Origin of the sequence: Roseburia sp. 1XD42-34, assembly GCF_009917385.1 — a bacterium.
Taxonomy (GTDB): domain Bacteria; phylum Bacillota; class Bacilli; order Bacillales; family Amphibacillaceae; genus Virgibacillus.
Genome location: NZ_QWLJ01000022.1, coordinates 1 through 23443 on the forward strand (window position 1 = coordinate 1; position 23443 = coordinate 23443).

General features: G+C 37.6%; 21 protein-coding genes. 15 read left to right on the forward strand and 6 right to left on the reverse strand.

Features of this window, described 5'->3' with window-relative positions:
- The first annotated feature begins 211 nt into the window (after positions 1 to 211).
- The 5 genes from D1839_RS12470 to D1839_RS12490 all read left to right on the forward strand — a co-directional run bounded on the left by D1839_RS12470 (position 212) and on the right by D1839_RS12490 (position 3217).
- The gene (locus D1839_RS12470) at positions 212 to 721 is read left to right on the forward strand and encodes a TetR/AcrR family transcriptional regulator (RefSeq protein WP_199690114.1); all 510 of its coding nucleotides are present in this window, start codon (positions 212 to 214) and stop codon (positions 719 to 721) included.
- Between the two features lie 326 nt (positions 722 to 1047).
- On the forward strand, positions 1048 to 1422 hold the full coding sequence (locus tag D1839_RS12475) for a GntR family transcriptional regulator (RefSeq protein WP_120380291.1): 375 nt from the start codon (positions 1048 to 1050) through the stop codon (positions 1420 to 1422).
- 2 nt (positions 1423 to 1424) lie between these two features.
- Complete coding sequence (locus tag D1839_RS12480; protein WP_120380292.1) at positions 1425 to 2282, forward strand: ABC transporter ATP-binding protein; 858 nt, start codon at positions 1425 to 1427, stop codon at positions 2280 to 2282.
- 1 nt (position 2283) lies between these two features.
- The gene (locus D1839_RS12485; RefSeq protein WP_120380293.1) at positions 2284 to 2901 is read left to right on the forward strand and encodes an ABC-2 transporter permease; all 618 of its coding nucleotides are present in this window, start codon (positions 2284 to 2286) and stop codon (positions 2899 to 2901) included.
- Positions 2902 to 2905: 4 nt separating this feature from the next.
- Entirely contained in the window at positions 2906 to 3217 is a 312-nt protein-coding gene (locus tag D1839_RS12490) for a hypothetical protein (RefSeq protein ID WP_120380294.1), read from the forward strand.
- Between the two features lie 297 nt (positions 3218 to 3514).
- Here D1839_RS12490 and D1839_RS12495 read toward each other — a convergent pair whose 3' ends face one another.
- From D1839_RS12495 to D1839_RS12515, 5 genes are all read right to left on the reverse strand, one after another.
- Positions 3515 to 4936 (reverse strand): carbon starvation CstA family protein, encoded by a 1422-nt coding sequence (locus tag D1839_RS12495; RefSeq protein WP_120380295.1) that lies wholly within the window; start codon positions 4934 to 4936, stop codon positions 3515 to 3517.
- Positions 4937 to 5638: 702 nt separating this feature from the next.
- Positions 5639 to 6649 (reverse strand): ABC transporter ATP-binding protein, encoded by a 1011-nt coding sequence (locus D1839_RS12500; protein ID WP_120380296.1) that lies wholly within the window; start codon positions 6647 to 6649, stop codon positions 5639 to 5641.
- Complete coding sequence (locus tag D1839_RS12505; protein ID WP_120380297.1) at positions 6618 to 7649, reverse strand: ABC transporter ATP-binding protein; 1032 nt, start codon at positions 7647 to 7649, stop codon at positions 6618 to 6620. The genes D1839_RS12500 and D1839_RS12505 overlap by 32 nt, the downstream gene beginning before the upstream one ends.
- Positions 7650 to 7676: 27 nt before the next feature.
- Positions 7677 to 8597 (reverse strand): ABC transporter permease, encoded by a 921-nt coding sequence (locus D1839_RS12510; protein WP_120380298.1) that lies wholly within the window; start codon positions 8595 to 8597, stop codon positions 7677 to 7679.
- A gap of 15 nt (positions 8598 to 8612) precedes the next feature.
- Positions 8613 to 9512, reverse strand: coding sequence for an ABC transporter permease (locus D1839_RS12515; protein ID WP_120380299.1), 900 nt, complete (start codon positions 9510 to 9512; stop codon positions 8613 to 8615).
- A gap of 284 nt (positions 9513 to 9796) precedes the next feature.
- Between D1839_RS12515 and D1839_RS12520 the strand changes: the two genes are divergently transcribed.
- The 7 genes from D1839_RS12520 to rbsB all read left to right on the forward strand — a co-directional run bounded on the left by D1839_RS12520 (position 9797) and on the right by rbsB (position 17680).
- Positions 9797 to 11401, forward strand: coding sequence for a glutathione ABC transporter substrate-binding protein (locus tag D1839_RS12520; protein ID WP_120380300.1), 1605 nt, complete (start codon positions 9797 to 9799; stop codon positions 11399 to 11401).
- 430 nt (positions 11402 to 11831) lie between these two features.
- A complete protein-coding gene (locus D1839_RS12525; protein ID WP_120380301.1) occupies positions 11832 to 12818 on the forward strand; it encodes a LacI family DNA-binding transcriptional regulator in 987 nt (328 codons plus the stop codon).
- 4 nt (positions 12819 to 12822) lie between these two features.
- Entirely contained in the window at positions 12823 to 13713 is an 891-nt protein-coding gene (gene rbsK / locus D1839_RS12530) for a ribokinase (protein ID WP_120380302.1), read from the forward strand.
- Complete coding sequence (rbsD, locus tag D1839_RS12535) at positions 13713 to 14111, forward strand: D-ribose pyranase (RefSeq protein ID WP_286164799.1); 399 nt, start codon at positions 13713 to 13715, stop codon at positions 14109 to 14111. The genes rbsK and rbsD overlap by 1 nt, the downstream gene beginning before the upstream one ends.
- Before the next feature lie 17 nt (positions 14112 to 14128).
- Positions 14129 to 15637: a sugar ABC transporter ATP-binding protein gene (locus tag D1839_RS12540; RefSeq protein ID WP_120380303.1), complete on the forward strand. Its 1509-nt coding sequence runs from the start codon at positions 14129 to 14131 to the stop codon at positions 15635 to 15637.
- On the forward strand, positions 15630 to 16565 hold the full coding sequence (locus D1839_RS12545; protein ID WP_183030235.1) for an ABC transporter permease subunit: 936 nt from the start codon (positions 15630 to 15632) through the stop codon (positions 16563 to 16565). Before D1839_RS12540 ends, D1839_RS12545 begins: the two co-directional genes overlap by 8 nt.
- Positions 16566 to 16738: 173 nt before the next feature.
- Positions 16739 to 17680 carry a ribose ABC transporter substrate-binding protein RbsB gene (gene rbsB / locus D1839_RS12550; protein WP_120380305.1) on the forward strand — a complete coding sequence of 314 codons (942 nt, stop codon included), beginning with the start codon at positions 16739 to 16741 and terminating at the stop codon, positions 17678 to 17680.
- A 78-nt stretch (positions 17681 to 17758) separates the two neighbouring features.
- Here rbsB and D1839_RS12555 read toward each other — a convergent pair whose 3' ends face one another.
- Positions 17759 to 18073 (reverse strand): hypothetical protein, encoded by a 315-nt coding sequence (locus D1839_RS12555; protein WP_120380306.1) that lies wholly within the window; start codon positions 18071 to 18073, stop codon positions 17759 to 17761.
- Between the two features lie 685 nt (positions 18074 to 18758).
- Between D1839_RS12555 and D1839_RS12560 the strand changes: the two genes are divergently transcribed.
- From D1839_RS12560 to D1839_RS12570, 3 genes are all read left to right on the forward strand, one after another.
- Positions 18759 to 20186 (forward strand): M20 family metallopeptidase, encoded by a 1428-nt coding sequence (locus D1839_RS12560; protein WP_120380307.1) that lies wholly within the window; start codon positions 18759 to 18761, stop codon positions 20184 to 20186.
- A gap of 42 nt (positions 20187 to 20228) precedes the next feature.
- Positions 20229 to 21746, forward strand: a complete 1518-nt coding sequence (locus D1839_RS12565) for an AbgT family transporter (RefSeq protein ID WP_120380308.1) — start codon at positions 20229 to 20231, stop codon at positions 21744 to 21746.
- Between the two features lie 178 nt (positions 21747 to 21924).
- Complete coding sequence (locus tag D1839_RS12570) at positions 21925 to 23220, forward strand: amidohydrolase (RefSeq protein ID WP_120380309.1); 1296 nt, start codon at positions 21925 to 21927, stop codon at positions 23218 to 23220.
- The last annotated feature ends 223 nt before the right edge of the window (positions 23221 to 23443 follow it).

The window sequence follows — 23443 nt, forward strand, 5'->3', positions numbered from 1 at the left end:
AAACTCCTATTATTCCCAATTTTGGAACAATATATTTTCGCTTGACTTTGAAATAAAAAGTTTATGCAACGCTAGTGAATTTACGTATGAAATCCAACGTTTGTAAAAAAAGTGTTGAACAAAATTTTAAAGAAAGTGTGAAGAATGGATGAACGAAAAAATCGACCGTCGAAAAAAATATACTCGAATGGTACTGAAGGATAGTTTCATTATGTTGTTAAAATCAAAACCACTTTCCTCCATTACGGTAAAAGAAATTTGTAATCATGCGGATGTTAACCGGTCCACTTTTTATGCACATTATACAGATCCATATGATTTACTGATGAAAATAGAAGCTGAAATTATAGCAGATATGAATATATATTTAAGCCAACAAAATTTTGCAGAGACAGAAAGGGCGCTACAAACAACAGAAAAACTATTGGAATATATAGTTTCAAAGTATGATGTCTGTCAAACTCTCTTAAACGAAAGTGAGAATACATCCTTTGAACAGAGAGTAATGGATGTCGCAAGAAAATTCCTTATCAATAATTGGATGGATGAAAATAAAATAACAGCTGTCGATTCCGCATATATTAGTACCTTTATAATTAGCGGCAGTATTCATGTCATTAAACACTGGCTAGCCAATAACATGGACAAAACTCCGCAACAGATTGCTCAAATTATTAATCATATTGCTAACAATGGCATTCGAGGGATAGAAATAGGTTAACTTATATAAAATCGTTTATTCCCCTACATGTATGAAGCTTCTGACCAATTTGATGGAGACAGAGCATCTCTCATTTGCTTTTCATGCTCACCACCGTATCTATGTGTCAATAGTACGGTGGTTTTTCTATTGGTATAGAAAAATCACTAAAGCTCACAGAGATTGGAGTTCTTATGAATTCGCCGAAGTTCACCATATTTCATAGAAACACTCAAAAAAACAGCGAATCCTCATAAAAGAATTTAACTGAAAAAATGTTGTGTATAATGTATATATTGTATATAATGTATATGTTCTCTTGAGATACGAAGAGGAGTGAGGAAGAGATGCAAATTTTAATTTCCAATAGTTCGAAAGAGGCTATTTATCAACAAATTAAAAATCAAATTAAAGAAAAAGTAATGGCAGGGGAATTACAAGAAGGCTACGCGCTTCCATCGATGCGGCAGCTGGCAAAGGATTTGCATATTAGCGTTATTACTACAAAACGGGCCTATGAAGAACTAGAAAAAGAAGGGTTTATTTATTCGATTATGGGGAAGGGTTCGTTTATTGCCGAGCAAAATCCAGATATTATTAAGGAAAAGAAATTAGCAACGATCGAAGAAAAATTAGTAGAAGTCATTGTCAATAGTAAAGAACTAGGCTTATCGCTTCACGATATTAAAGAGTGGATGACCATTTTGTATGAGGAGAGATAAAGATGGAGCATGTGATTGAATTACAGCATGTACATAAATCATTTGGCGAGTTTAAACTTACTGATGTATCACTGCAGGTGAAAAAAGGTTTTGTTACAGGCTTTATTGGTGGAAATGGGGCTGGAAAGTCAACGATTATGAAGATGATTCTGAATTTAATCCAACCTGATTCTGGAAAAGTACGTGTATTTGGATTGGATTACCAAACAAGTGAAAAAACCATTAAAGAAAAAATCGGCTTTGTATTTAATGATAGCCCTTTTTATGAAGAGTTGACTTTACAGGAAATGAAAAATCTTATTGCTCCTTGTTATCGACGATGGAATGACGCTTTATTTCATCACTATTGCGATCAATTTGATCTTCCACTTAAGCAACGTCTCAAGTCGTTTTCAGATGGGATGAAAATGAAAGCTTCCCTGGCAATGGCATTGTCGCATCATGCGGAGCTTCTTATTATGGATGAACCCACAACTAATCTGGATCCTGTCTTCCGCCGGGAATTTGTTGAGCATTTACATGAAGTGATGTTAGATGAGGGAAAGACAATATTTATGGCTACGCATATTATGAGTGATTTATCCTCGCTTGCTGACTACATTACGTATATTCACAGAGGTGAGATCATCTTTTCTAAAGGCGCCCATGAATTAGAAGAGAATTTTGCAATCGTTCGGGGCGGATTGGAATTGTTGGATAGTGATACGGAGCAATATTTTCTATCTATTAAACGATCAGATAACGGATTCGAAGCTTTAACCTCTAATTATAAAACAGTTGCAAGCCTGTTTGATGGTGAAGCGATTATTGAAAAAGCAAACTTAGAAGAAATTATGTACTATTCTCGAGGAGGAAAGTAAGATGGTTCACCTTATTAAAAAAGACCTCATCATCCATAAATTTGGCTGGTTCATTTATTTTGCAATGCTTGCTATTTTTGTGTTTGTAGATAGAAATGATACAGAATTCATTATTGCATTGATGAGTGCTATTGTAACCGTATATGTTTTTTATTTTGATGAACATGCGAACGGCCATAAATTGTGGAACGCTTTGCCGTTTACTCGCAAAGAATTTGTCAGTGCCCGTTATGTCATTTTAATTATTAATACTGTTATAATTAGCGGCGCATTTATAGCTTTGAAACTAATCATTCAAGGAGGTTCGGTGCAGTTAACCTGGCAAGAAATAGTCGGCGGATCTATTCTGGTAATCATTTGCAGTGCATGGTTTTTTCCGGTTTTATATTGGCTTTCTCAGAGTAATAGAATTTTTCTATGTTTTGTCTTTTATATCGGCTCTGTAGTTATAGGAGTATACCTCCTTAGTGATCTATTTAGAAGCAAGACTGGTTCACTAGTTGGATCTCCAATCTGGCATGGTACGATGTTGCTTAACTTAGGTTTGTTAGCAATTTGTTTATATTTCGTGTCATGGATTATATCTATAATCATTTACAATAAAAAGGAGATACTATAACAAAATGGAAGAAAAGAAGGTTGGGAAAAAAATAATAATTTTTCTCAAGCGATATAGTTGGTTCGTTCATTTGTTTATATTTATTGTTTCGCAAGTACTATTTATTTTATTCGACGGATCTAAAATTTGGATGATTTTCCATTTAAATGATTACGGGAAATGGGCTGTTTCTGAATTACACTGGCTATTTGAGACGTTTCGAATACATGAAAGGGAAGGATTGAATTATGTCACTGTTGTTTGGATGGGAGCTTTAATTTTGCATGGTATAGCCTGTATAAAAAATTCTCGTAAACATCAATCCAGAGTCTCTTAGATCGCTTGTTTGTTAAGCACTATTTCTGCAAATGGCGAGTTGCGGTTGGAAGAAGAAGGCTCCAGCAATAGAAACACGAATCCTAATAAAATCCCCTATCAGCTCAGGAGAGCTTGCCTCTAAGATGACAATAATGGATTGGATTGCGTTGTATGAAGAAAATAAGCAGACATAAATTCGTTACGAGAGTACAAAATGATGCGTAATGGAAAAATAATTATGAAAATAACTTCAATATAGAAGCAATCAATTAGCCTGCCGATACATCGTGTTTAATATGTAGCGGCAGGCTTATATTTAGATGTCTACTTTTAACTTATTTGTTTTGTTCGTTTGGGCTTTCTTAAAGAACAGGAATGTTAGAATAAGGGTTAATATAGCTCCAACAATAAATGAAACATTCAATTCCAGTCCGAAGCCGATTTGTGCATTTAGAATATATACGAACACCATATAACTCATAAATAGGGCTGGTACCATTGATACGAAGTAATTTTTACCTTTAACAAACAAATACATCGTTGCTATCCACAATGCAATTACTGCCGTTGCTTGGTTAGCCCATGAGAAGTAGCGCCATAAAATATTAAAGTCAATTTTAGTTAAAATATAAGAAATGGTAAATAAAGGAATAGCAATCGCCAAACGGTTAAATATCTTTTTCTGGCCAATGTTTAAATAATCCGCAATAATAGAGCGTGCAGCGCGGAATGCAGTATCCCCAGAAGTAATTGGTAGTACGATCGCACCTAGTACAGCAATGGTTCCTGCAATCGCACCAAGTAATGTAATCGCAATTTCATTTACCGCAGCAGAAGCAGTACCTTCAGCAATGATTGCGCTTAATGTTTGTCCATCAAAAAGACTCATAGCAGCAGCTGCCCAGATCATTGCAATAATGGCTTCAGCGATCATCATGCCATAAAAAATATACCGCCCTTGGGACTCCTTTTTTGTTGTTCTTGAAATAATCGGTGATTGTGTTGCATGGAAGCCTGACAAGGCACCACAAGTAATCGTAAAGAATAATATTGGAATGACTGGCAGATTGTCAGGATGCATATTTGTTACGTTCAGCTCTGGTATCTTATAATCTGAAAACAGCAGTGAAATTCCAATTGCCACCGTGCCAATTAACAAGATAGCACCTAGGATAGGATAAATTCGCCCAATAATTTTATCAATTGGTAAGACAGTAGATAGAAAGAAATAAAGGAATATTGTTCCTAAAATAATCGAAAAAGCGATCCTTTGATCTAGCAATATATCAATGAGTGATGCTGGTGTAGTAACGAAAACGGTACCGACTAAGATTAATAATAATAGAGAAAAGGCATTTACAATATGTCTAGATGCTTTCCCTAAAAATCTTCCTGCTAACTCCGGAATATGTGCCCCTTTATTACGTATAGAAATCATCCCTGTTAAATAATCATGCACAGCCCCAGCAAAGATAGATCCTAGCACGATCCATAGAAAAGCCACTGGACCGAATAAAGCACCCATAATTGGACCAAAAATGGGACCTGTACCAGCAATGTTGAGCAATTGGATCATCGCATTCTTTTGCTTATTCATCGGTACATAGTCAACGCCGTCCTTGTTAGCATAGGCGGGTGTCCTTCTCTTATCATTCGGTTCAAATAGCTTATCAATAAACTTTCCATACGTGAAATAAGCTACGATTAATAAAATAATAGATACAATAAATGTGATCATTCCATTATCCCCCTTTGATGTAATCATGGTGAAAACGCTTACCATATCTAGTATACCTAGGGGAGTTAGATAATTAAAGTAATTAGCGACAATATTAATAATAAATTAACGAAATTTATTTGTAATAAGATATGCACCATGATTTATTTGCCAAATAAACACGTATATAATGAAGAAATTGAAAAATTTCCATTGATGCCTTTCTTTGGTAACAAGTAAGCGACTACTTCCTTTTTGGATAGTCCAAGCTGAAGCAGTCCTTTTGCTATCGTTCTTTTTGGTTTATAGTATAAGAAAAACAAAAGCTTAGCCATAAGACTTGGCGACAAGCCAAGTTTTTCTAAAGGTATGAAGCATTCAGTAGGAGGTGGAGGCAAATTCCTACTGGATGGAGTTGCACTTAGTAGGAAGTGGCTTCGTCTTTTTGTAATAAGGCATTCTTTGACATCATTCCTTTTACAAGATAGACATAATGGATACATGAAATAAAGCAAATCAAATGCAATCCGCTGTTTACGATACTTATTTGAGCGATCTTGATTGGTTTGTTGGTAATTCCAAACGGGGACTAAATAATGTCTTTAAATATATTCTAAAGCTAGGACTGTAGTTATAGCATGAAGCATTTTTTGTTTCGCCCTTGGAGCCTAATAAAAAAACAGGTCTATGCCTTTCATTCATAGGTTAGACCTGTTTGGTATTTTAGTGAGGCTGCATTTCGCCTGAAATAATTTTTTCAATATGATGGCATGCAGCCCGATGTCCTTCTTTCATATGATCCAAACTGCGTAACTCAGGTACATCCGTTTTGCATAACTCTGTTGCAAACGGACATCTCGTATGGAAGCGGCACCCTGTTGGCGGGTCGATTGGAGACGGCACATCGCCCTTTAGGATAATCCGCTCTTTTTTATGTTCGGGATCAGGTGCAGGGATCGCTGATAACAAAGCTTGCGTATATGGATGCTGTGGATTATCAAATAATGATTTTTTATCTGCAATCTCGACGATTTTTCCTAGATACATAACAATAATTCGATCGGAGATATGCCGGACTACTCCGAGGTCATGCGCAATAAATAAAAAGGTCAAGTTAAATTTGCGCTGTAAATTTTTTAATAAATTTAAAACTTGTGCTTGTACGGAAACATCTAATGCCGAAACAGCTTCATCGCAAATAATTAGTTTTGGATTAACAGATAAAGCACGAGCAATGCCGACACGCTGTCTTTGCCCACCAGAGAATTCATGTGGATAGCGATCGATTTGTTCTGCGTTTAACCCAACTGTTTCTAACAGTTCAATTGCTCGTTTACGCCGTTCGCTTTTTGGCACTACATTTTGAATTGCCATCGCTTCAGTTAAAATTTGTCCAATAGTTTGGCGAGGATTTAATGAAGCATAGGGGTCTTGAAAAATAACTTGTAAGTCTTTTCGTTTTTTTCGCATTTCATTTTTGCTTAGTGCTAACAGATCACCGCCATCAAATTCAATTTGGCCCTCTGTCGGTTCATCTAAACGAAGAATAGCACGACCAGTCGTTGATTTACCACATCCTGATTCACCAACGACACTCAATGTTTCACCTTCATGAATTTCAAATGTAACGCCATCCACTGCTTTAACGTGGTTTATAGTTCTTCCTAGAAATCCACCTTTTATTGGAAAGTGTTGCTTTAAATTAGTTACTTTGAGCAGCTCTTTTTGGGCCATGTGCTTTCACCTCCGGATCTCCATCCCAACGATCAGTATAAATCCAACAACGCACTTCACTGTCGCCTTCTATACGATCAAGGGAAGGTAATTCCTCTATACAGAGTTCTGTTGCAAACGGACATCTTGGCGCAAATCGGCACCCTTTTGGCATATCCTTTGGGCTAGGAACGTTGCCTCTAATAGGTTCTAGTTCATCAACATCTGTATCATGGCGAGGTATGGATTTCAATAAGCCTATTGTATAAGGATGTTTTGGATCTTTAAATAAAGATTTCACATCTTGGTATTCTACCACTTTACCACCATACATCACGGCGACATAATCACATGTTTCTGCTACAACACCTAAGTCATGTGTAATCATAATGACCGACATACCAAGTTCCTTTTGTAGATCTTTTATCAGCTCTAAAATTTGTGCTTGAATGGTTACATCTAGAGCCGTCGTGGGCTCATCTGCAATCAGTAAATCTGGGTTGCAGGCCAGTGCCATGGCAATCATTACCCGCTGTCTCATCCCACCAGATAATTGGTGTGGATACTGTTTTACACGTTTTTCAGGAGAAGGAATTCCAACTAGCTTTAAGAGTTCAATCGCTTTTTTCGTTCCGCTTTCTTTTCCTAGTCCTTGATGTACTTTTAGTGTTTCACGAATTTGCTGACCAATGGTATAAACAGGATTTAAGGAAGTCATCGGCTCTTGAAATATCATAGAAATTTCATTACCACGAATTTGCCGAATCTCTCTATCTGTCAACTTCGTTAAATCTTTTCCTTTAAAATTGATTTCGCCCCCTGTTACCTTACCAGGGTGGTCTAACAATCTTAAGATTGTTAGTGCTGTTATGCTTTTACCTGAACCTGACTCTCCAACAATACCAATGGTCTTTCCCTTAGGTAATTTAAAGGAGACGCCATCAACTGCTTTTACTTCAAAATCATCTAAAAAGAACGTTGTTTGTAAGTCTTTTATATCTAAGATAATCTCTTCGTTCACACTACTCACCTCTTTTCTACCCAACTACTAATCTAGATCGATTCGTTTATTCAAAAATTTATATGAAATATCGACAATTAAATTTACAAAAACGAATATAACAGATATAACTAATACAGATGCTTGCACCACTGGAAAATCTCTCGCTAATATACGATCAACGATTAGCTTTCCCATCCCATTAATAGCAAATACAGATTCAGTTAAAACAGCACCAGCAAGCAGGCTACCGAACTGTAATCCGATAACAGTGACTACAGGAATTAATGCATTTTTCAAAGCATGACGGTAAATAACGATTCGTTCACTTAAACCTTTCGCGCGTGCTGTCCGAATGTAATCTTGTGAAATAACATCAAGCATACTGGAACGTGTCATTCTGGCAATAACGGCTGCTCCCATGGTTCCTAATGTAATCACAGGCATAATTATTTGTTCTGGTGTACCCCAGCCAGTAGGCGGAAGCCAACCTAATTTAATAGAGAACCATTGCATTAGCATAAGTCCAAACCAGAAGTTTGGCATGGATAATCCAAATAATGCAATTAACATAATAGAAACATCTGCAATTGAATATTTTCTAACTGCGGAAATAATTCCTGCAATTAGTCCTAAAAAGATACTGAAAATCGTACTGTAAACAGCTAATTCAAAGGTCACCCAAAATTTTGGCCAAAGTTCCTCACTTACTGGTAAGCTCGTTCGCCAAGAATTACCAAAATCCAGTGTAGCTGCGTCTTTTATGAAATTGAAATATTGCACTGGGATAGGGTCATCTAACCCTAAGCGCTCTTCAATTTGTTTTACAGTACTTGGAGGCGCACTTTCTCCAGCAATAATATGTGCTGGGTTTCCTGGAGATAGGTGCATAAGAGAAAATACTAAAATCGTAACACCTATTAATACAGGAATAATTTGTAATAATCGCCGTACAATGAATTGAAACATCGTTGCACCTACTTCCTATTTGTTCATTTTTGGATCTAACGCATCGCGCAGCCCGTCCCCAAAGATGTTAAAGGCTAATACAATTAACATAATAACGAGCCCCGGGAATAATGCAATATGTCCTGCGTCCCACATGAAGTCCCGTCCATCACTTAATAATGCGCCTAATTCTGGTGATGGTGGTTGTGCACCCATTCCTAAAAATGAAAGTCCACTTGCGGACAGTACTGCTGTCGCAATAAATAAACTCCCTTGTACAATAATCGGAGACAAAATATTCGGCAAAATATGCTTCCATATGATTCTTGTATCTGATGCACCTAATGCTTTCATGGCATCAATGTACTCTAAGTTTTTGGTAGCCAATGTGGAACCCCTGACAATACGAGCAAATGTAGGAATTGCAAAAATGGCAACCGCTATAATAACATTTTGTAAATTAGCTCCTAAAATACTAATTAAAGCAAGAGCTAATAAAATACCTGGGAAAGCTAGTAATATGTCCATAATTCGCATGATGATAGTGTCTAATTTTCCGCCATAATAACCCGAAATAAGCCCGAGAAAAACACCAACAATTCCACCTAACATGGTGGCGGTAATACCAATACTCATTGTGATACCTAATCCATGAATAACCCTTGTGAATATATCTCTTCCATGATGGTCGGTTCCAAACCAGTGTTCAGCTGAAGGAGATTGTAGCTTTACGCCATAATCAACTGCATCTGGATCCTGAGAAGTTAACAAAGGTCCTATAAGTGCGATGATAATTAAAATAATGATTAAGTAACCTCCAACTAAGGCACTTTTATTTTTACGTAATTTACTGTAGAAATCCTTGAATGCTTTTTTAAATGGACCGTCTACTTTGGGTGCTTCTGTCACAATATTATTTGCTGGTTCAGCACTCATTTTGTTACCCCCTTACTGTCAAAATATGTAACATTATTGCACAAAAATTGAAATTCGATTGGAAATTCACACGGTATATAGGGAAAATTGTCATACTATTTATAATACAGTTAAATTAGGTATTTTTCAATATGGATTGGAAAAATATTTTTAATTCATAGTATTATATAATTAGTGTGTTTGAGTTTAAATATTCTTGCTATTTTGTAAAAAATCGTTTATATTAAAAATTGTTAACATTATTTTTACTTTTAAAATCATAGGCAGGGGGTATCATTACAGATATGAAAAACAAAAAATTATTATGGCTTGTTTCCTTGTTAGCTATGCTTGCATTTGTATTAGCAGCATGTGCGGGCGATGGAGAGCCTGAAAGTAAATCAGAAGGAGAAGGCTCAGAAAAAGAAGGTTCAGGAAGCGGTGGCGATTTAGTTATTGCCCTTCCATCAGATGTTGTATCGCTATCTCCACAAGGAACAAATGACATTCCGTCTGGCCAAGTTGCTGATAATATTTATGAAACATTGACGGTATTAGATGAAAATCAGGAACCACAACCTGGACTGGCTAAGGAATGGAAAGAAGTAGATGAAACAACATGGGAATTTCAATTACAAGATGGTGTGAAATTTCACGACGGTGAAGAGCTGACGGCAGAGGTTGTGAAAATGAACTTTGATCGTCTGGTTGATGAAAAGATTGCCTCACCGAGAGCTTTCTTATTTGAAGCAGTGAAAAGTGTAGAAGTAAAAGATGATCTTACATTAGTAATTAAGCTGGAATATCCATATGCGCCACTGTTAGCAAATTTAGCGCATAGTGGTACAGCTATTATGAGTCCAAAAATAATTGAGGAAGATTATGCACAAATGGAAGATGGTGGTGATGTTGATGCATATATCAACAAAAATCCTATCGGTACTGGTCCATTTAAATTAGATGAATGGAAAGCAGGGGAAGAGGTCGTTATATCACGTAACGATGATTATTGGGGCGAAAAGGCAAAATTGGATACTGCCACGTATAAAGTGGTCAGTGAACAAAGCTCCAGAGTAGCTGAACTGGAGACAGGTGTAGCTCATGTAGCTGATCAAATAGGGCCAAATAACATCTCACGTGTAGATAAAGCTGAAGGAATGAGTGTACTTCAGGAACCAAGCACCTCGTTAAGTTATGTTGGTTTCAACATGAAAAAAGAGCCGTTTGATGATAAAAAAGTTCGTCAAGCAATTTCCATGGCAATCGATAAAGAAGAGATCGTTAGCGGTGTTTATAATAATGTAGGTATTCCAGCAAAAGGTCCATTAGCGCCGCCAGTATTTGGTTACGATGAGTCTGTTGGTGGTTTAGAGTATGATGTCGAAAAAGCAAAAGAGCTATTAGCGGAAGCTGGCTATGAGGATGGCTTTAAAACAACCATTTGGACGAATGATAACGAACAGCGTGTCGATACGGCTGTTACGATTCAAAATCAATTAAAAGAAATCGGTGTTGATGTTGAAATTGAAGAATTGGAGTGGGGGGCATTTTTAGATAGAACGTCTAATGGCGAACATGATATGTTTGTTCTAGGCTGGGTTACAAGTACTGGAGATGCAGATTATGGTATGTATCCACTATTCCACTCATCTGCAGTTGGGGAGCCTGGAAACCGTTCCTTCCTAGAAGATGAAGAATTAGATAAGGTTTTAGACGACGCTCGTCGTGAAACAGATCCTGAAGTACGAAAAGAACTATATTCTAAAGCACAAGAAATGCTTGTTGATCTAGCACCGATGATTTATACACATCACCAAGAGTACTTACTAGGTGTTAGCGATTCTGTAAAAGACTTTAATGTTAATTCACAAGGTATTTATCAAATTAAGCAGACGTATATTGAAGAGTAACGATATACAGCAAATAACCGAGGTAACTTAACCTCGGTTATTTGCTATTTCATAAAGTAATATTTCAGAAATAGACTAGGTTATTTGCCGGGAGCAAAAAAGTCGTGCACTGAATGGAGAAAGTCGTGTGCCAAAGCAGAAAGCTTACAATTTCAAAAGGATAAAAGCCCCCTCCAAGCTGAATGAAAATTAATTTAACAGAGTCCACATATACTTTATAGACATGGTACAAATTTGCTAATAAAATGCAAACTAGTGTTATGCATTAGCTTTGGAATAATAAAACTCGGTGAAGGACCTTTGTAATCCATTGACAAAAGAATAAAAGCGTTTTATTATATACATGTAACGGGTTACATATTGGTTTATTTTTTAACTATTATATGTAACCGGTTACATAACCTTTTTACATGGAAGGGGTGGAGAAGTTATGGCAACCATTCGGGATGTTGCAAAACTTGCCAATGTGTCAACAGCAACCGTATCCAGAGTGCTAAATAACAATAGGTACGTCAATAGTGAAACAAAAAACCGCGTTAACGAAGCGATTGAGAAACTTCAATATCGACCTAATGATGTTGCTAGAAGTCTATTTAAAGGGAACTCAAAAATGATTGCACTTTTTGTTCCTGATATTAAAAACCCTTTTTTTCCGGAGCTTGCTCGTGCAGTAGAAGATGTAACGAATCAGCATAATTACACATTCATACTTTGTAACACAGATGACAGTCATGAAAAAGAAGTTACATATTTGAATGCATTAACGCAAAAATCAGTAGATGGATTTATTATTGTATCGAGTACCATAACAGAGGAAGATTTGCATCATATAACAAGTCCTGTTATTTCATTGGATAGGAAGTTTAGCTCTAAAATTTCCTCTGTTACCGTAAATAACCGAAAAGGTGCAAGAGAAGCAACTGCTTATTTACAATCCATTGGCTGCAAAAAAATTGCTCATATTAGTGGACCACAAACAGCAAGCAATACAGAAGAGAGATTGAAAGGCTACCTTGATGTTATCGAACATGAAGCGTGGTTTCATTCTAATTATGTCGTTACTGGGGATTATCGCTTTGAAAATTCATATGAAATTGCAAAACAGCTGTTAACGAATCATAACGACATTGATGGAATATTTGTCGCTAATGATTTAATGGCAGTAGGTGTGTTAAAAGCTGCGGAATCTTTGAATATAAAAATACCCGAACAATTATCTGTTATCGGTTTTGATGGAATTACTATTGGTTTAACAACTACTCCATCATTAACAACGATACAACAACCTATTTATGAGATTGGGAGCAGGGCAGCACAAATTTTGCTACAACTTATCGATCATCCAGAACAAAAAGTAATCCAAGAAGAATTGGAAGTCACCTTAATCGAACGTGATTCTACAAAGCGAAAGGAGTAATATCATGAGACATAATCCACAGATTTGTGTGGTTGGAAGTATTAATATGGATTTAATGATTGAAACAACAAAGATGCCGCAACAGGGCGAAACGGTTTTAGGGCAATCATTTGCTTTCTATCCGGGTGGAAAAGGAGCCAATCAAGCTGTTGCAGCAGCGCGGCTTGGAGCAAATGTGCACATGATTGGCGCTGTTGGTAAGGATGAATTTGGAGCATCATTGGTCGATCATTTGCGAACAGAGGGAATTCATACACAAGGGATCCTCATGAGTGATCAAAAGTCTACAGGAGTAGCAAATATTATTTTGTCTGAAGAGGATAATCGAATTATTGTTGCCCCCGGGGCTAATTATGCGGTTGTTCCAGAAATGATTGATAAGCATGAAGAAATAATTCGTAGCAGTGACATAATTTTATTACAGCTCGAAATACCGTTACAAACTGTACTGTATACTGTTAAAAAAGCGCAGCAATTTAATATTCCAGTAGTGGTTAATCCTGCTCCTTATCAACAGTTACCTGAGGAATTAGTAAGAAATGTAACTTATGTTACACCAAACAAGATTGAGGCAGCGGCAATGAAGGAAGAAGCCTATTTTGCTGCTATAAAAGAGAAACTGGTTATCACATTAGGTAAGGAAGGAGTGGTTTATTACAACAATAACACAGCAACTAGAGTAAAGAGTTTTAAAGTAGACGTAAAGGATACAACAGGTGCTGGAGATACATTTAATGGTGCTTTAGTAACTAAATTAGCACAAGGAGAACCTTTATCTGATGCAATTCCGTTTGCAAATGCAGCAGCTGCATTATCGATTATGAAAACAGGGGCCCAAGAAGGAATGCCAACATTAGACGAGGTCAACAAGTTCATCATAGAAAGGAACGGGTAATGTTGAAAAAGACAGGTATATTAAACAGGGACATCGCAGTAGTCCTTTCTCAACTTGGTCATACAGATACCATTATTATAGCTGATTGCGGTTTGCCAATACCAAAAGAAACGGAGTGCATTGACCTTTCGATCTCACTTGGAAATCCGGCTTTAATGGATATTTTACAAACGGTCATGCAACATATGGAGGTGGAAAAAGTAACGTTGGCGGATGAGATAAAGTTAAATAACACGAAGTTGCACCATGAAATAACTTCTAAATATCGGAATATGCCGACAGATTATATTTCGCATGAATCATTAAAGAAAGCTATTAAAAATGCGAAGGCTGTAATTAGGACTGGTGAGGCAACTCCGTTTGCAAATATTATCTTACATGCTGGAGTTATTTTTTAACGAAAGGAGAGTAAGTGATGTCTAGTGAACCTTTTGTATCCATGAAAAACATAAGCAAAACATTTTCCGGAAATAAGGTATTACAAAATGTGAATTTCTCCATAAACCGTGGTGAAATTCATGCCTTAATGGGCGAAAATGGGGCAGGGAAATCAACTTTAATAAAGATTTTAACGGGGATTTATTCAAAGGATCAAGGAGACATATTCTTAAAGGGGAAAAAAATAACATTTATGAATCCTAAGCAAGCTGAAGAGCATGGAATCAGTGTTATCCATCAGGAATTAAATATTATCCCACATTTAACTGTAGCAGAGAATATGTTTTTAGGTAAAGAAATGACCTATGGAAAATGTGGCATCTTAAATAAACGTGAGATGAAAAAAAGAGCCATTGAAGCTTTAAGTAAATTAGGTGTTTACGACATACAACCAGATAATAATGCAGGTGATCTCTCCATTGGAAAGCAGCAGATGGTGGAAATAGCTAAAGCTTTGACAACAAACACTGAGTTAATCATTATGGATGAGCCTACAGCGGCTTTAACGGATCATGAAATTGAAAACTTCTTCCGAGTAATTAAAAAATTAAAGGCTGACGGTGTTAGCATCATATACATTTCGCATCGTATGGAGGAGATATTTGAGATTTGTGAGCGGATAACTGTTCTGCGTGATGGTCAATATATTGGAACAAAAGTTACCCATGAAACGTCATTCGCAGAAATTGTGAAAATGATGGTCGGAAGAGAGATAGGGGAACGATATCCGACTAGAAATCACCATGTCAAAGAGACTATCTTTAAAGTCGAAAACCTATCATTAGCAAAGTACTTTTGCGATATTAGTTTTTCCGTAAAAAAAGGTGAGATCCTGGGGGTAGCCGGTTTGATGGGAGCAGGAAGATCCGAATTGATGGAAGCCATTTTTGGTTTCCGCAAGTTAGATAAAGGAACGGTTGAACTGAATGGAAAACAACTAGTTATAAAACATCCAAGTGATGCGGTAAAGGAAGGGATTGGATTCATCACAGAGGATCGAAAGTCTAAAGGGTTAGTGATCGATGCTTCTATTAAAGAAAATATTGCTTTAACAAACTTGAAAACGTTATCAAAATATGGAGCAATTAATAAACGTAACGAAAGGAAGCAAGCGAAGCAGTTAATGAAAAAATTAAGGGTACGGGCGACGAATGAAGAACAGATAGTAAAATCGTTAAGTGGAGGCAATCAGCAGAAAATAGTTATTGCCAAATGGCTAGCTATTAATCCACAGGTTCTTATCTTGGACGAGCCTACTAGAGGTGTAGATATTGGCGCAAAAAAAGAGATTTATACGATTATGAATGAACTTTCAAAAGAAGGGGTAGCGATCATTGTGATTTCTTCTGAACTACCTGAAGTACTTGGTGTAAGTGATCGGATTATGGTAATGCATGAGGGGAAAATTACCGCATTTATCGATCGGGAGCAAGCAAATCAGGAAACCATTATGACTGCGGCCACAGGAGGTAGAAGTGATGAATAAGCTGAAAGATTTTAACATTGCTAAATTAGGGCCGCTACTTGGTTTGCTGCTTATTGCTATTGTGTTAGGAATGATGAGTGACAGCTTTTTCACTTTGAATAATATTTTAAATCTATTAAGACAGGTATCCGTAAACGCATTAATTGCCTTTGGAATGACATTTGTTATTTTAACTGCTGGGATAGATCTTTCAGTAGGTTCTACTCTTGCTTTAGGTAGTGCGTTAACCGCAGGGCTTTTAGCTGGGGGAATGGACCCGTTTCTAGCCATATGTATTGGCCTGTTAATTGGTTTAATGCTAGGAGCACTTAATGGCTTAATTATAGCTAAAGGAAAGGTTGCTCCGTTTATTGCAACACTAGCAACAATGACTATTTTTCGGGGGGCTACCCTTGTTTATACAGATGGGAAACCAATTACCGGACTATCAGATTCATTTGCGTTTGAAATGATAGGGAAGGGGTATGTTTTTGGAATTCCATTTCCTGCAATCATCATGTTGATCGTATTTTTCAGTTTATTTTTTGTCTTACGTAGTACGGTGTTTGGCAGAAAAGTATATGCCATTGGAGGAAATGAAGAGGCTGCTAAGTTATCTGGAATAAAAGCTGAAAGAGTGAAGATTGGAGTTTATTCTTTAACCGGTATGTTAGCTGTGTTAGCAGGAATTATTATTACAAGTCGGCTAGATTCCGCCCAACCAACTGCAGGAACAATGTATGAATTAGATGCGATAGCAGCGGTTGTCATTGGAGGAACAAGTTTATCAGGTGGAAAGGGAAGAATTTTTGGAACATTGATAGGAGCTTTAATAATTGGCGTTATCGATAATGGATTGAACTTATTAAACGTATCCTCTTTTTATCAACAGATAGTTAAGGGGTTAGTTATTTTGTTAGCAGTGCTTTTAGATAGAAAATCTAAATAATAACATGAATCTTCAATCCATAATAGTGCTCATACTCCCAACCGAGGAATGAAATATTATTATGATTGGTGATCTAACTAGAGAGATGGAACTTGGTCAGCTTGTATATGGATAAAGGGAATTACGATGCTAAAGAGCATCGTTCCAAATAAAAAATAAATAGGAGGATGAATATGGTGAAGTGGTCAAAAGCTCTTATTTTTGTATTAGCTACCATCTTATTGTTAGGTGCTTGTTCTACAGATGCTCCAGGAAGTGAGAAAGACAATGGGAAAGCAGGAAAAGCCGATGACGATAAAATAAAGATCGGCTTATCTATTTCTACTTTAAACAACCCGTTTTTTGTTACTTTGCGTGATGGTGCGGAAAGCGCTGCGAAAGAGGCGGGATATGAAGTAGTGACAGCGGATGCACAAAATGATCCCTCCACACAATTAAGTGATATTGAAGATCTTATTCAGCAGGATATTGATATCTTGCTAGTCAATCCAGTGGATTCTGAAGCAGTAGTTTCCGCAGTTGAATCTGCTAATCAAGCAGAAATTCCAGTAATTACTGTTGATAGAAGCTCAGAAGGTGGAGAAGTAGTTACACATATTGCATCAGATAATGTAGCTGGCGGAGAGATCGCAGGCGAATTTATTGCCGAACAGCTTGGTGAAAAAGGAAAACTAGTGGAGCTAGAAGGAATTTCCGGATCCTCAGCTGCTAGAGAAAGAGGGGAAGGATTCCATAATATTATGGATAAATTACCAGATATAGAAGTGGTGGCAAAGCAGACAGCTGATTTCGACCGAACAAAAGGGTTGTCCGTTATGGAGAATATTATCCAAGGCAGAAAAGATATCGACGCCATATTTGCTCATAATGATGAAATGGCATTAGGAGCAATCGAAGCTTTGGAATCACAAAACATGCTGGAAGATGTAATTGTTGTCGGATTTGATGCAACAGAGGATGCTGTGGCTGCTGTAAAAGATGGAAGGATGGATGCAACTGTAGCTCAGTTACCGGAAATGATTGGTCAGAAGGCAATCGATGCTGCTGGAAAGATTGCCACTGGAGAAGAAGTAGAAGACTTCATTCCTGTGGAACTTGAATTAGTTACGGAATAAACCAGTTTATCTATTTAAAATTACAGAAAAAACCTGGCAGGTAGGAATACGATGCTAATGCGTTCATACCTGCCAGGTTTATTGATCATATTCAATAGATGCCTCAGCAAGTCTTTTCTTTTGCTGGCGTTGTTTAAATGCAATCCACGACGTTTTTAATGATGCGTATGTTCCAACAGCAGCTGCACTATAAAAACCTCCCATAAAAACTCCTGCCCATAAATCATTTCGGTGACTAATAAATATTGAGATACTAAACCCAATTACACTGGCAATTGTAGGGAAGTATTGGCGAGGGATAGGGAACAGCTTAAATATCTGTGTTATGATTACGATTAGCGGAACGGCAATAACTCCATCCCAAAAATTAGTGTGGATAATTGGAAACTCCATTCTGTAACCTCCAGTATAAGTATTCTCTCTTAAAAATATCTGATCCAATAGTTCCCTAAAATCGACATATCGTCATTTCTAGTTGGCGTGCATGTCGTTCAAAGAAATTTTGTAGAAAGAGAAGCAAACATAAAATTTGTTACTTTGGGATAACGAAGTAACCGAATAGCCATGTTCGACGTAAGCATTTAGCATCGAGACAACTTCACGAATCGCCCTACGATAAGTCATCATTGGTTCGTTACAAAGAGGAGGATCGACTAAAAACGGGCTTAGCGCTCAGGTGTCGGTACACCTCTGTTTTTAGTGGCATGATTCGTGTATCTCAGTTGCTTCGCTCCAGTCGCTACGTTGCTAACCGTACGCCTTGCGCTTTTGTTCTCTACTTTTAAAATAGAAGAGCATAACGAGTCCAGCTGCCAACCATATGCTTTCATAAAAAGGAGCACACTCTCCAAGAACTTTTTCAGGTCTTTTTACTCCGGGTTGAACCCATATTTAAGATTACTTTATATTCTCCCCTAACTTTTTATAATGATTCTCTTGAAAAATGTTATTGTATTCCATGGAATAATATAGAAACAACCATATTTTACCTATTTTTGTATCATTAAAAATATATTGACACTTCTATTATGTTTTATGTAATATAAAGAAAATTAGTAAGAGTAGGAGAGATGTCTTAATGGAAAAGTTCACCAGAGACTATTTACATCAACACAAGCAGTTTTTTGAACAAATAAGCAAGTATATTTTTGAACATCCGGAAACAAGGTTTGAGGAGTATGAATCTTCTGCATTTTTAGCTACAGCTTGTGAAAAACAAGGATTTGAAGTGGAGAGAGGAGTCGGAAATATCGACACTGCATTTGTAGCGACTTATGGAGAAGGAGCACCAGTTATTGGCTTTTTAGGTGAGTTCGACGCGCTCTCAGGTTTAAGCCAAAAGCCGAATCAGACGACATACCAGCCATTGGAAGTAGATGTTGGTCATGGATGTGGGCATAATTTGCTTGGTACGGGAGCTTTCGCGGCAGCTTGTGCTGTGAAAGAATTCCTTAAGGCAAATAATCGTTCTGGTACAGTGAAATTTTTTGGCTGCCCTGGTGAAGAGGGAGGATCTGGTAAAACATTTATGGTTAGGGAAGGTGTATTTGCTGATGTTGATGCTGCGTTAACATGGCATCCATCCCCTGTCAATGCGATTATGAGTGCTTCGAGCCTTGCTAACTATCAGATATCTTTCGCCTTTAAAGGAACTACTTCGCACGCTGCTAATTCGCCTCATCTAGGTAGAAGTGCACTTGATGCTGTTGAATTGATGAATGTAGGAGTGAATTATTTACGAGAACATGTTGTACCTGAAGCAAGATTACATTATGCGACAACAAATACAGGCGGGATTTCACCAAATGTTGTACAAGCCAATGCAGAAGTTTTATATTTAATCCGTGCTCCAAAGGTGAGTCAAGTAGATGATATTTATCAACGTGTTTGTAAAATAGCCCAAGGCGCTGCATTAATGACGGAAACAGAACTTACGATAAGGTTCGACAAGGCTTGTTCTAATTACATTCCAAACAGAAGTATGGAACAGTTATTGTATCAACATTTGCTCACATCCGGTGTGGAAAAGCCAACCGAAGAAGAAAAAACGTTTGCGAAAGAAATTTGGCATTCCCTTACAGAATCAGAGCAAGCAGGATATTTAGAAATTATTGAAGGCTTTGGTTATGTTGGCACTGGAAATGAATTTGCTAATAAATATGTCACAGAGACCATTTCACCTTATGAGGTTTCAGGTAAAATTTTGCCAGGCTCTACAGATGTTGCTGATGTTAGCTGGGTAGTGCCGACTGCACAAGTAACTGCTGCCACTTCAGCTTTAGGCACCCCATTACACTCTTGGCAAATGACTGCTCAAGGCATCAGCAGCTTTGCACATAAAGGTATGTTGCGAGCGGCCCAAGCCATGGCACTGACGGGAATTCAGTTGCTAACAGATTCAGCTGCATTGCAAGAGGCGAAAGAAGAATTTCATCAATTTGCAGCAAAAAACCCTTACAAATGTCCTATCCCCAATGAAGTGCAGCCTTCTGTATTGAAAACATAGACAGAATTTATAAAACAATTACACCAAGAAAGAGGGAATACGATGAAAGAAAATACGAATAAAAGTTTATTTCAAAAGTTTCTAAACGGGATTGAAAGGGTTGGTAATAAACTTCCGGACCCATTTATCTTATTTATAGCATTAGCTCTCATCATTATTATCGCTTCTTCTGTCTTTAGTATGTTTAACGCCTCTGTTGTCCACCCAGGTTCTGGAGAAGAACTTCCCATTAAAAATTTGGCTTCTGGCGAAGGGATTCAATACATTTTAAGTTCCATGTTAGAAAATTTTACAGGTTTTGCTCCTTTGGGATTAGTATTAGCGATGATGTTAGGAATTGGGTTATCTGAAAAAGTAGGATTGTTGGATTATGCGATTCGAAAAACCATTATGAAATCACCCCCAGCATTAATTACGTATACGGTTGTATTTGTTGGTATTATGGGTAATTTAGCATCCGATGCCGCTATGGTGCTTATTCCACCACTAGCTGCTATGGTATTTTATAAAGTTGGACGTCATCCATTAGTTGGTTTAGTTGCAGGTTATGCGGCTACAGGTGCAGGATTTACAGCGAACTTATTTATTGCGGGAACAGACGTGTTGTTAGCTGGTATATCGACAGAAGCAGCTGCCATCATTGATGACTCTATAACAGTAACGCCTGTAGATAATTGGTATTTTAATATTGTATCTGTTTTCGTTATTACCATTGTAGGTGGACTTATTACGGATAAGTTTATTGAACCGAGATTAGGTAAGTATAAAGGTGGTTCTGTCGAGGCTGCGTTGGAAGAAGATCACCCTAAAGCAGGGAAAGGTTTTCGTAATGCCGTTATAGCCGGGTTAGCCTACATTGCTTTGATCGTAACTGCCATTTTCATACCGAATAGCCCTTTAAAAGGTGAGGGTGGCACTATTGTTCCATCTCCATTTTTAGACGGAATCGTCCCAATTATCCTAATTTTCTTTGTTATTATTGGTGTTACTTATGGGATTACGATAGGAAAAATCAAATCCAGTAAAGATGTAAGTGGTTATATGGCTGAATCAATGAAAGATATGGCTGGATACATTGTTTTAATCTTCGCAATTGCTCAGTTTGTAAACTATTTTAGTTGGTCCAATATTGGTACGTGGGTAGCTGTAAATGGAGCCGACTTTCTAAAAGAAGTTAACTTTACTGGGATTTGGCTCATTATTGGGTATATTCTTTTCACTGCTGCGTTAAATTTCTTAATTACTTCTGGTTCAGCGAAATGGGCGTTGGAAGCTCCGGTATTTATTCCGATGTTTATGCAATTAGGATATAGTCCAGCATTTACTCAAGCAGCTTATCGTGTTGCTGACTCTTCCACAAACATTGTTACGCCACTAATGCCTTACATGGTGATCATTTTAGCTTTTATGCAAAAATATGACAAAAAGGCCGGAATCGGTACCTTTATTTCATTAATGATTCCATACTCGGCCGCGTTTTTATTAACATGGATTATTCTCATTTTAATTTTCTTTTACGCAGGTATCCCATTTGGCCCTGGTGTTACACCGTTTCTCTAGATGCAGATGCATGTGGAGCTATGCTGCCTCTACATGCACTTTCTACATATCTGAAATGGACGAATAAGAAACAAGCAGCATGCGTCCCAACCGGGGTGTCGAGCAGCTAGTCCAATATATATTTCCATTTCAAACCGCTTATTATATGATAAAATCAGATAAAGGAGAGGACATAACTATGGCAGTGGAGTTGAAAGAGAAATTAAGCAACTGGCGAAGAGACCTTCACCAATATCCTGAAACGGGTTTTTTAGAAATACGGACAGCATCGATGGTTGCGTCTGTTTTATCCGAATTGGGATTTACGTTGGAAATGGGAAAAGAAGTCATGTCCGAAAAACATTGCATGGGGAAACCTGATGAAAAAGTGACAGCAGAACATTATGCATGGGCACTTGATAACGGGGCAAATAAAGCATTCGTAGAGCCCTTTAAAGAAGGATACACCGGTATTGTTGCGACTTTGAAAACCAATATTCCAGGGCCTACGATTGCGTATCGTTTTGATATGGATGCACTTGATATTTTTGAATCAGATGCGAATGATCATGTTCCTGTTAAAGAAGGGTTCCGGTCGCAAGTCGATGGGAAAATGCATGCATGTGGTCATGATGCGCATACTGCGATTGGGCTTGGCTTAGCTACTCTTATTGCAGCAGAAAAAGAAAAGCTGTCTGGAACGATTAAGCTTATTTTCCAACCAGCTGAAGAAGGAACTCGTGGTGCCAAATCAATGGTGGAAGCAAATGTTGTAACAGATGTAGATTATTTTATTGCTTCGCATATTGGAACAGGAGTGCCTCACGGACATTTTTTGGCAGCCAATAATGGATTTTTAGCTACTTCAAAGTTGGATGTAGCTTTCCGTGGGACTGCTGCACATGCTGGTGGAAACCCAGAACAAGGGAAAAACGCCTTATTAGCTGCTGCAGCTGCTGTATTAAACGTCCACGCAATTTCTCGTCACTCGCAAGGAGTTTCTAGAGTGAATGTCGGTGAACTGCATGCAGGAAGCGGTCGAAATATTATCGCTAATCATGCAATGATGAAAGTCGAAACGCGTGGGGAGCATGCCGCTATTAATCAGTATATGAAAGAACAGGTAGAGTCCATTGTTGCTGGAGCTGCTAAGATGTACCAAGTTGATTACGAAATAAAGACAGTAGGTGAGGCGATTAACTGTACATGCTCAGAGGAATTAGCACGTATGCTTTATGAATGTGCTAATGCATCTCCAGACATTATTCACGCTGAATTGCAAAATGATGCTGGGGCGGGATCTGAGGATGCCACGTACTTTATGGAGGCAGTCCAGAAAAACGGCGGCTTGGCGACATATTGTATTTTTGGGACAGAGTTAGCTGCCGGGCATCATAACGAAAAGTTCGATATCCACGAAGCAACGCTGCTCTCAGCTGTACAAATTTTGTATAAATCTGTGCATAAACTGTTAGCAGAAGTAGGCTGTAAGTAACGAATATGATAGATATAAGAAGTTGCCATGTCCATAATGAAACTATGGAAGGGAAAGATTTTAAATTAGTGACGGACCTTTAACGATTCAGTATAAGTTAAATATATACAGAGATATTTGTCATTATATTCCATAAGAAGAGGGCACTCACCTTTGCTATAATAAGTTTAAATAAATTTTTGGATAAGAAAACTAACAATGAAGAGTCCTAACGTACAATGAT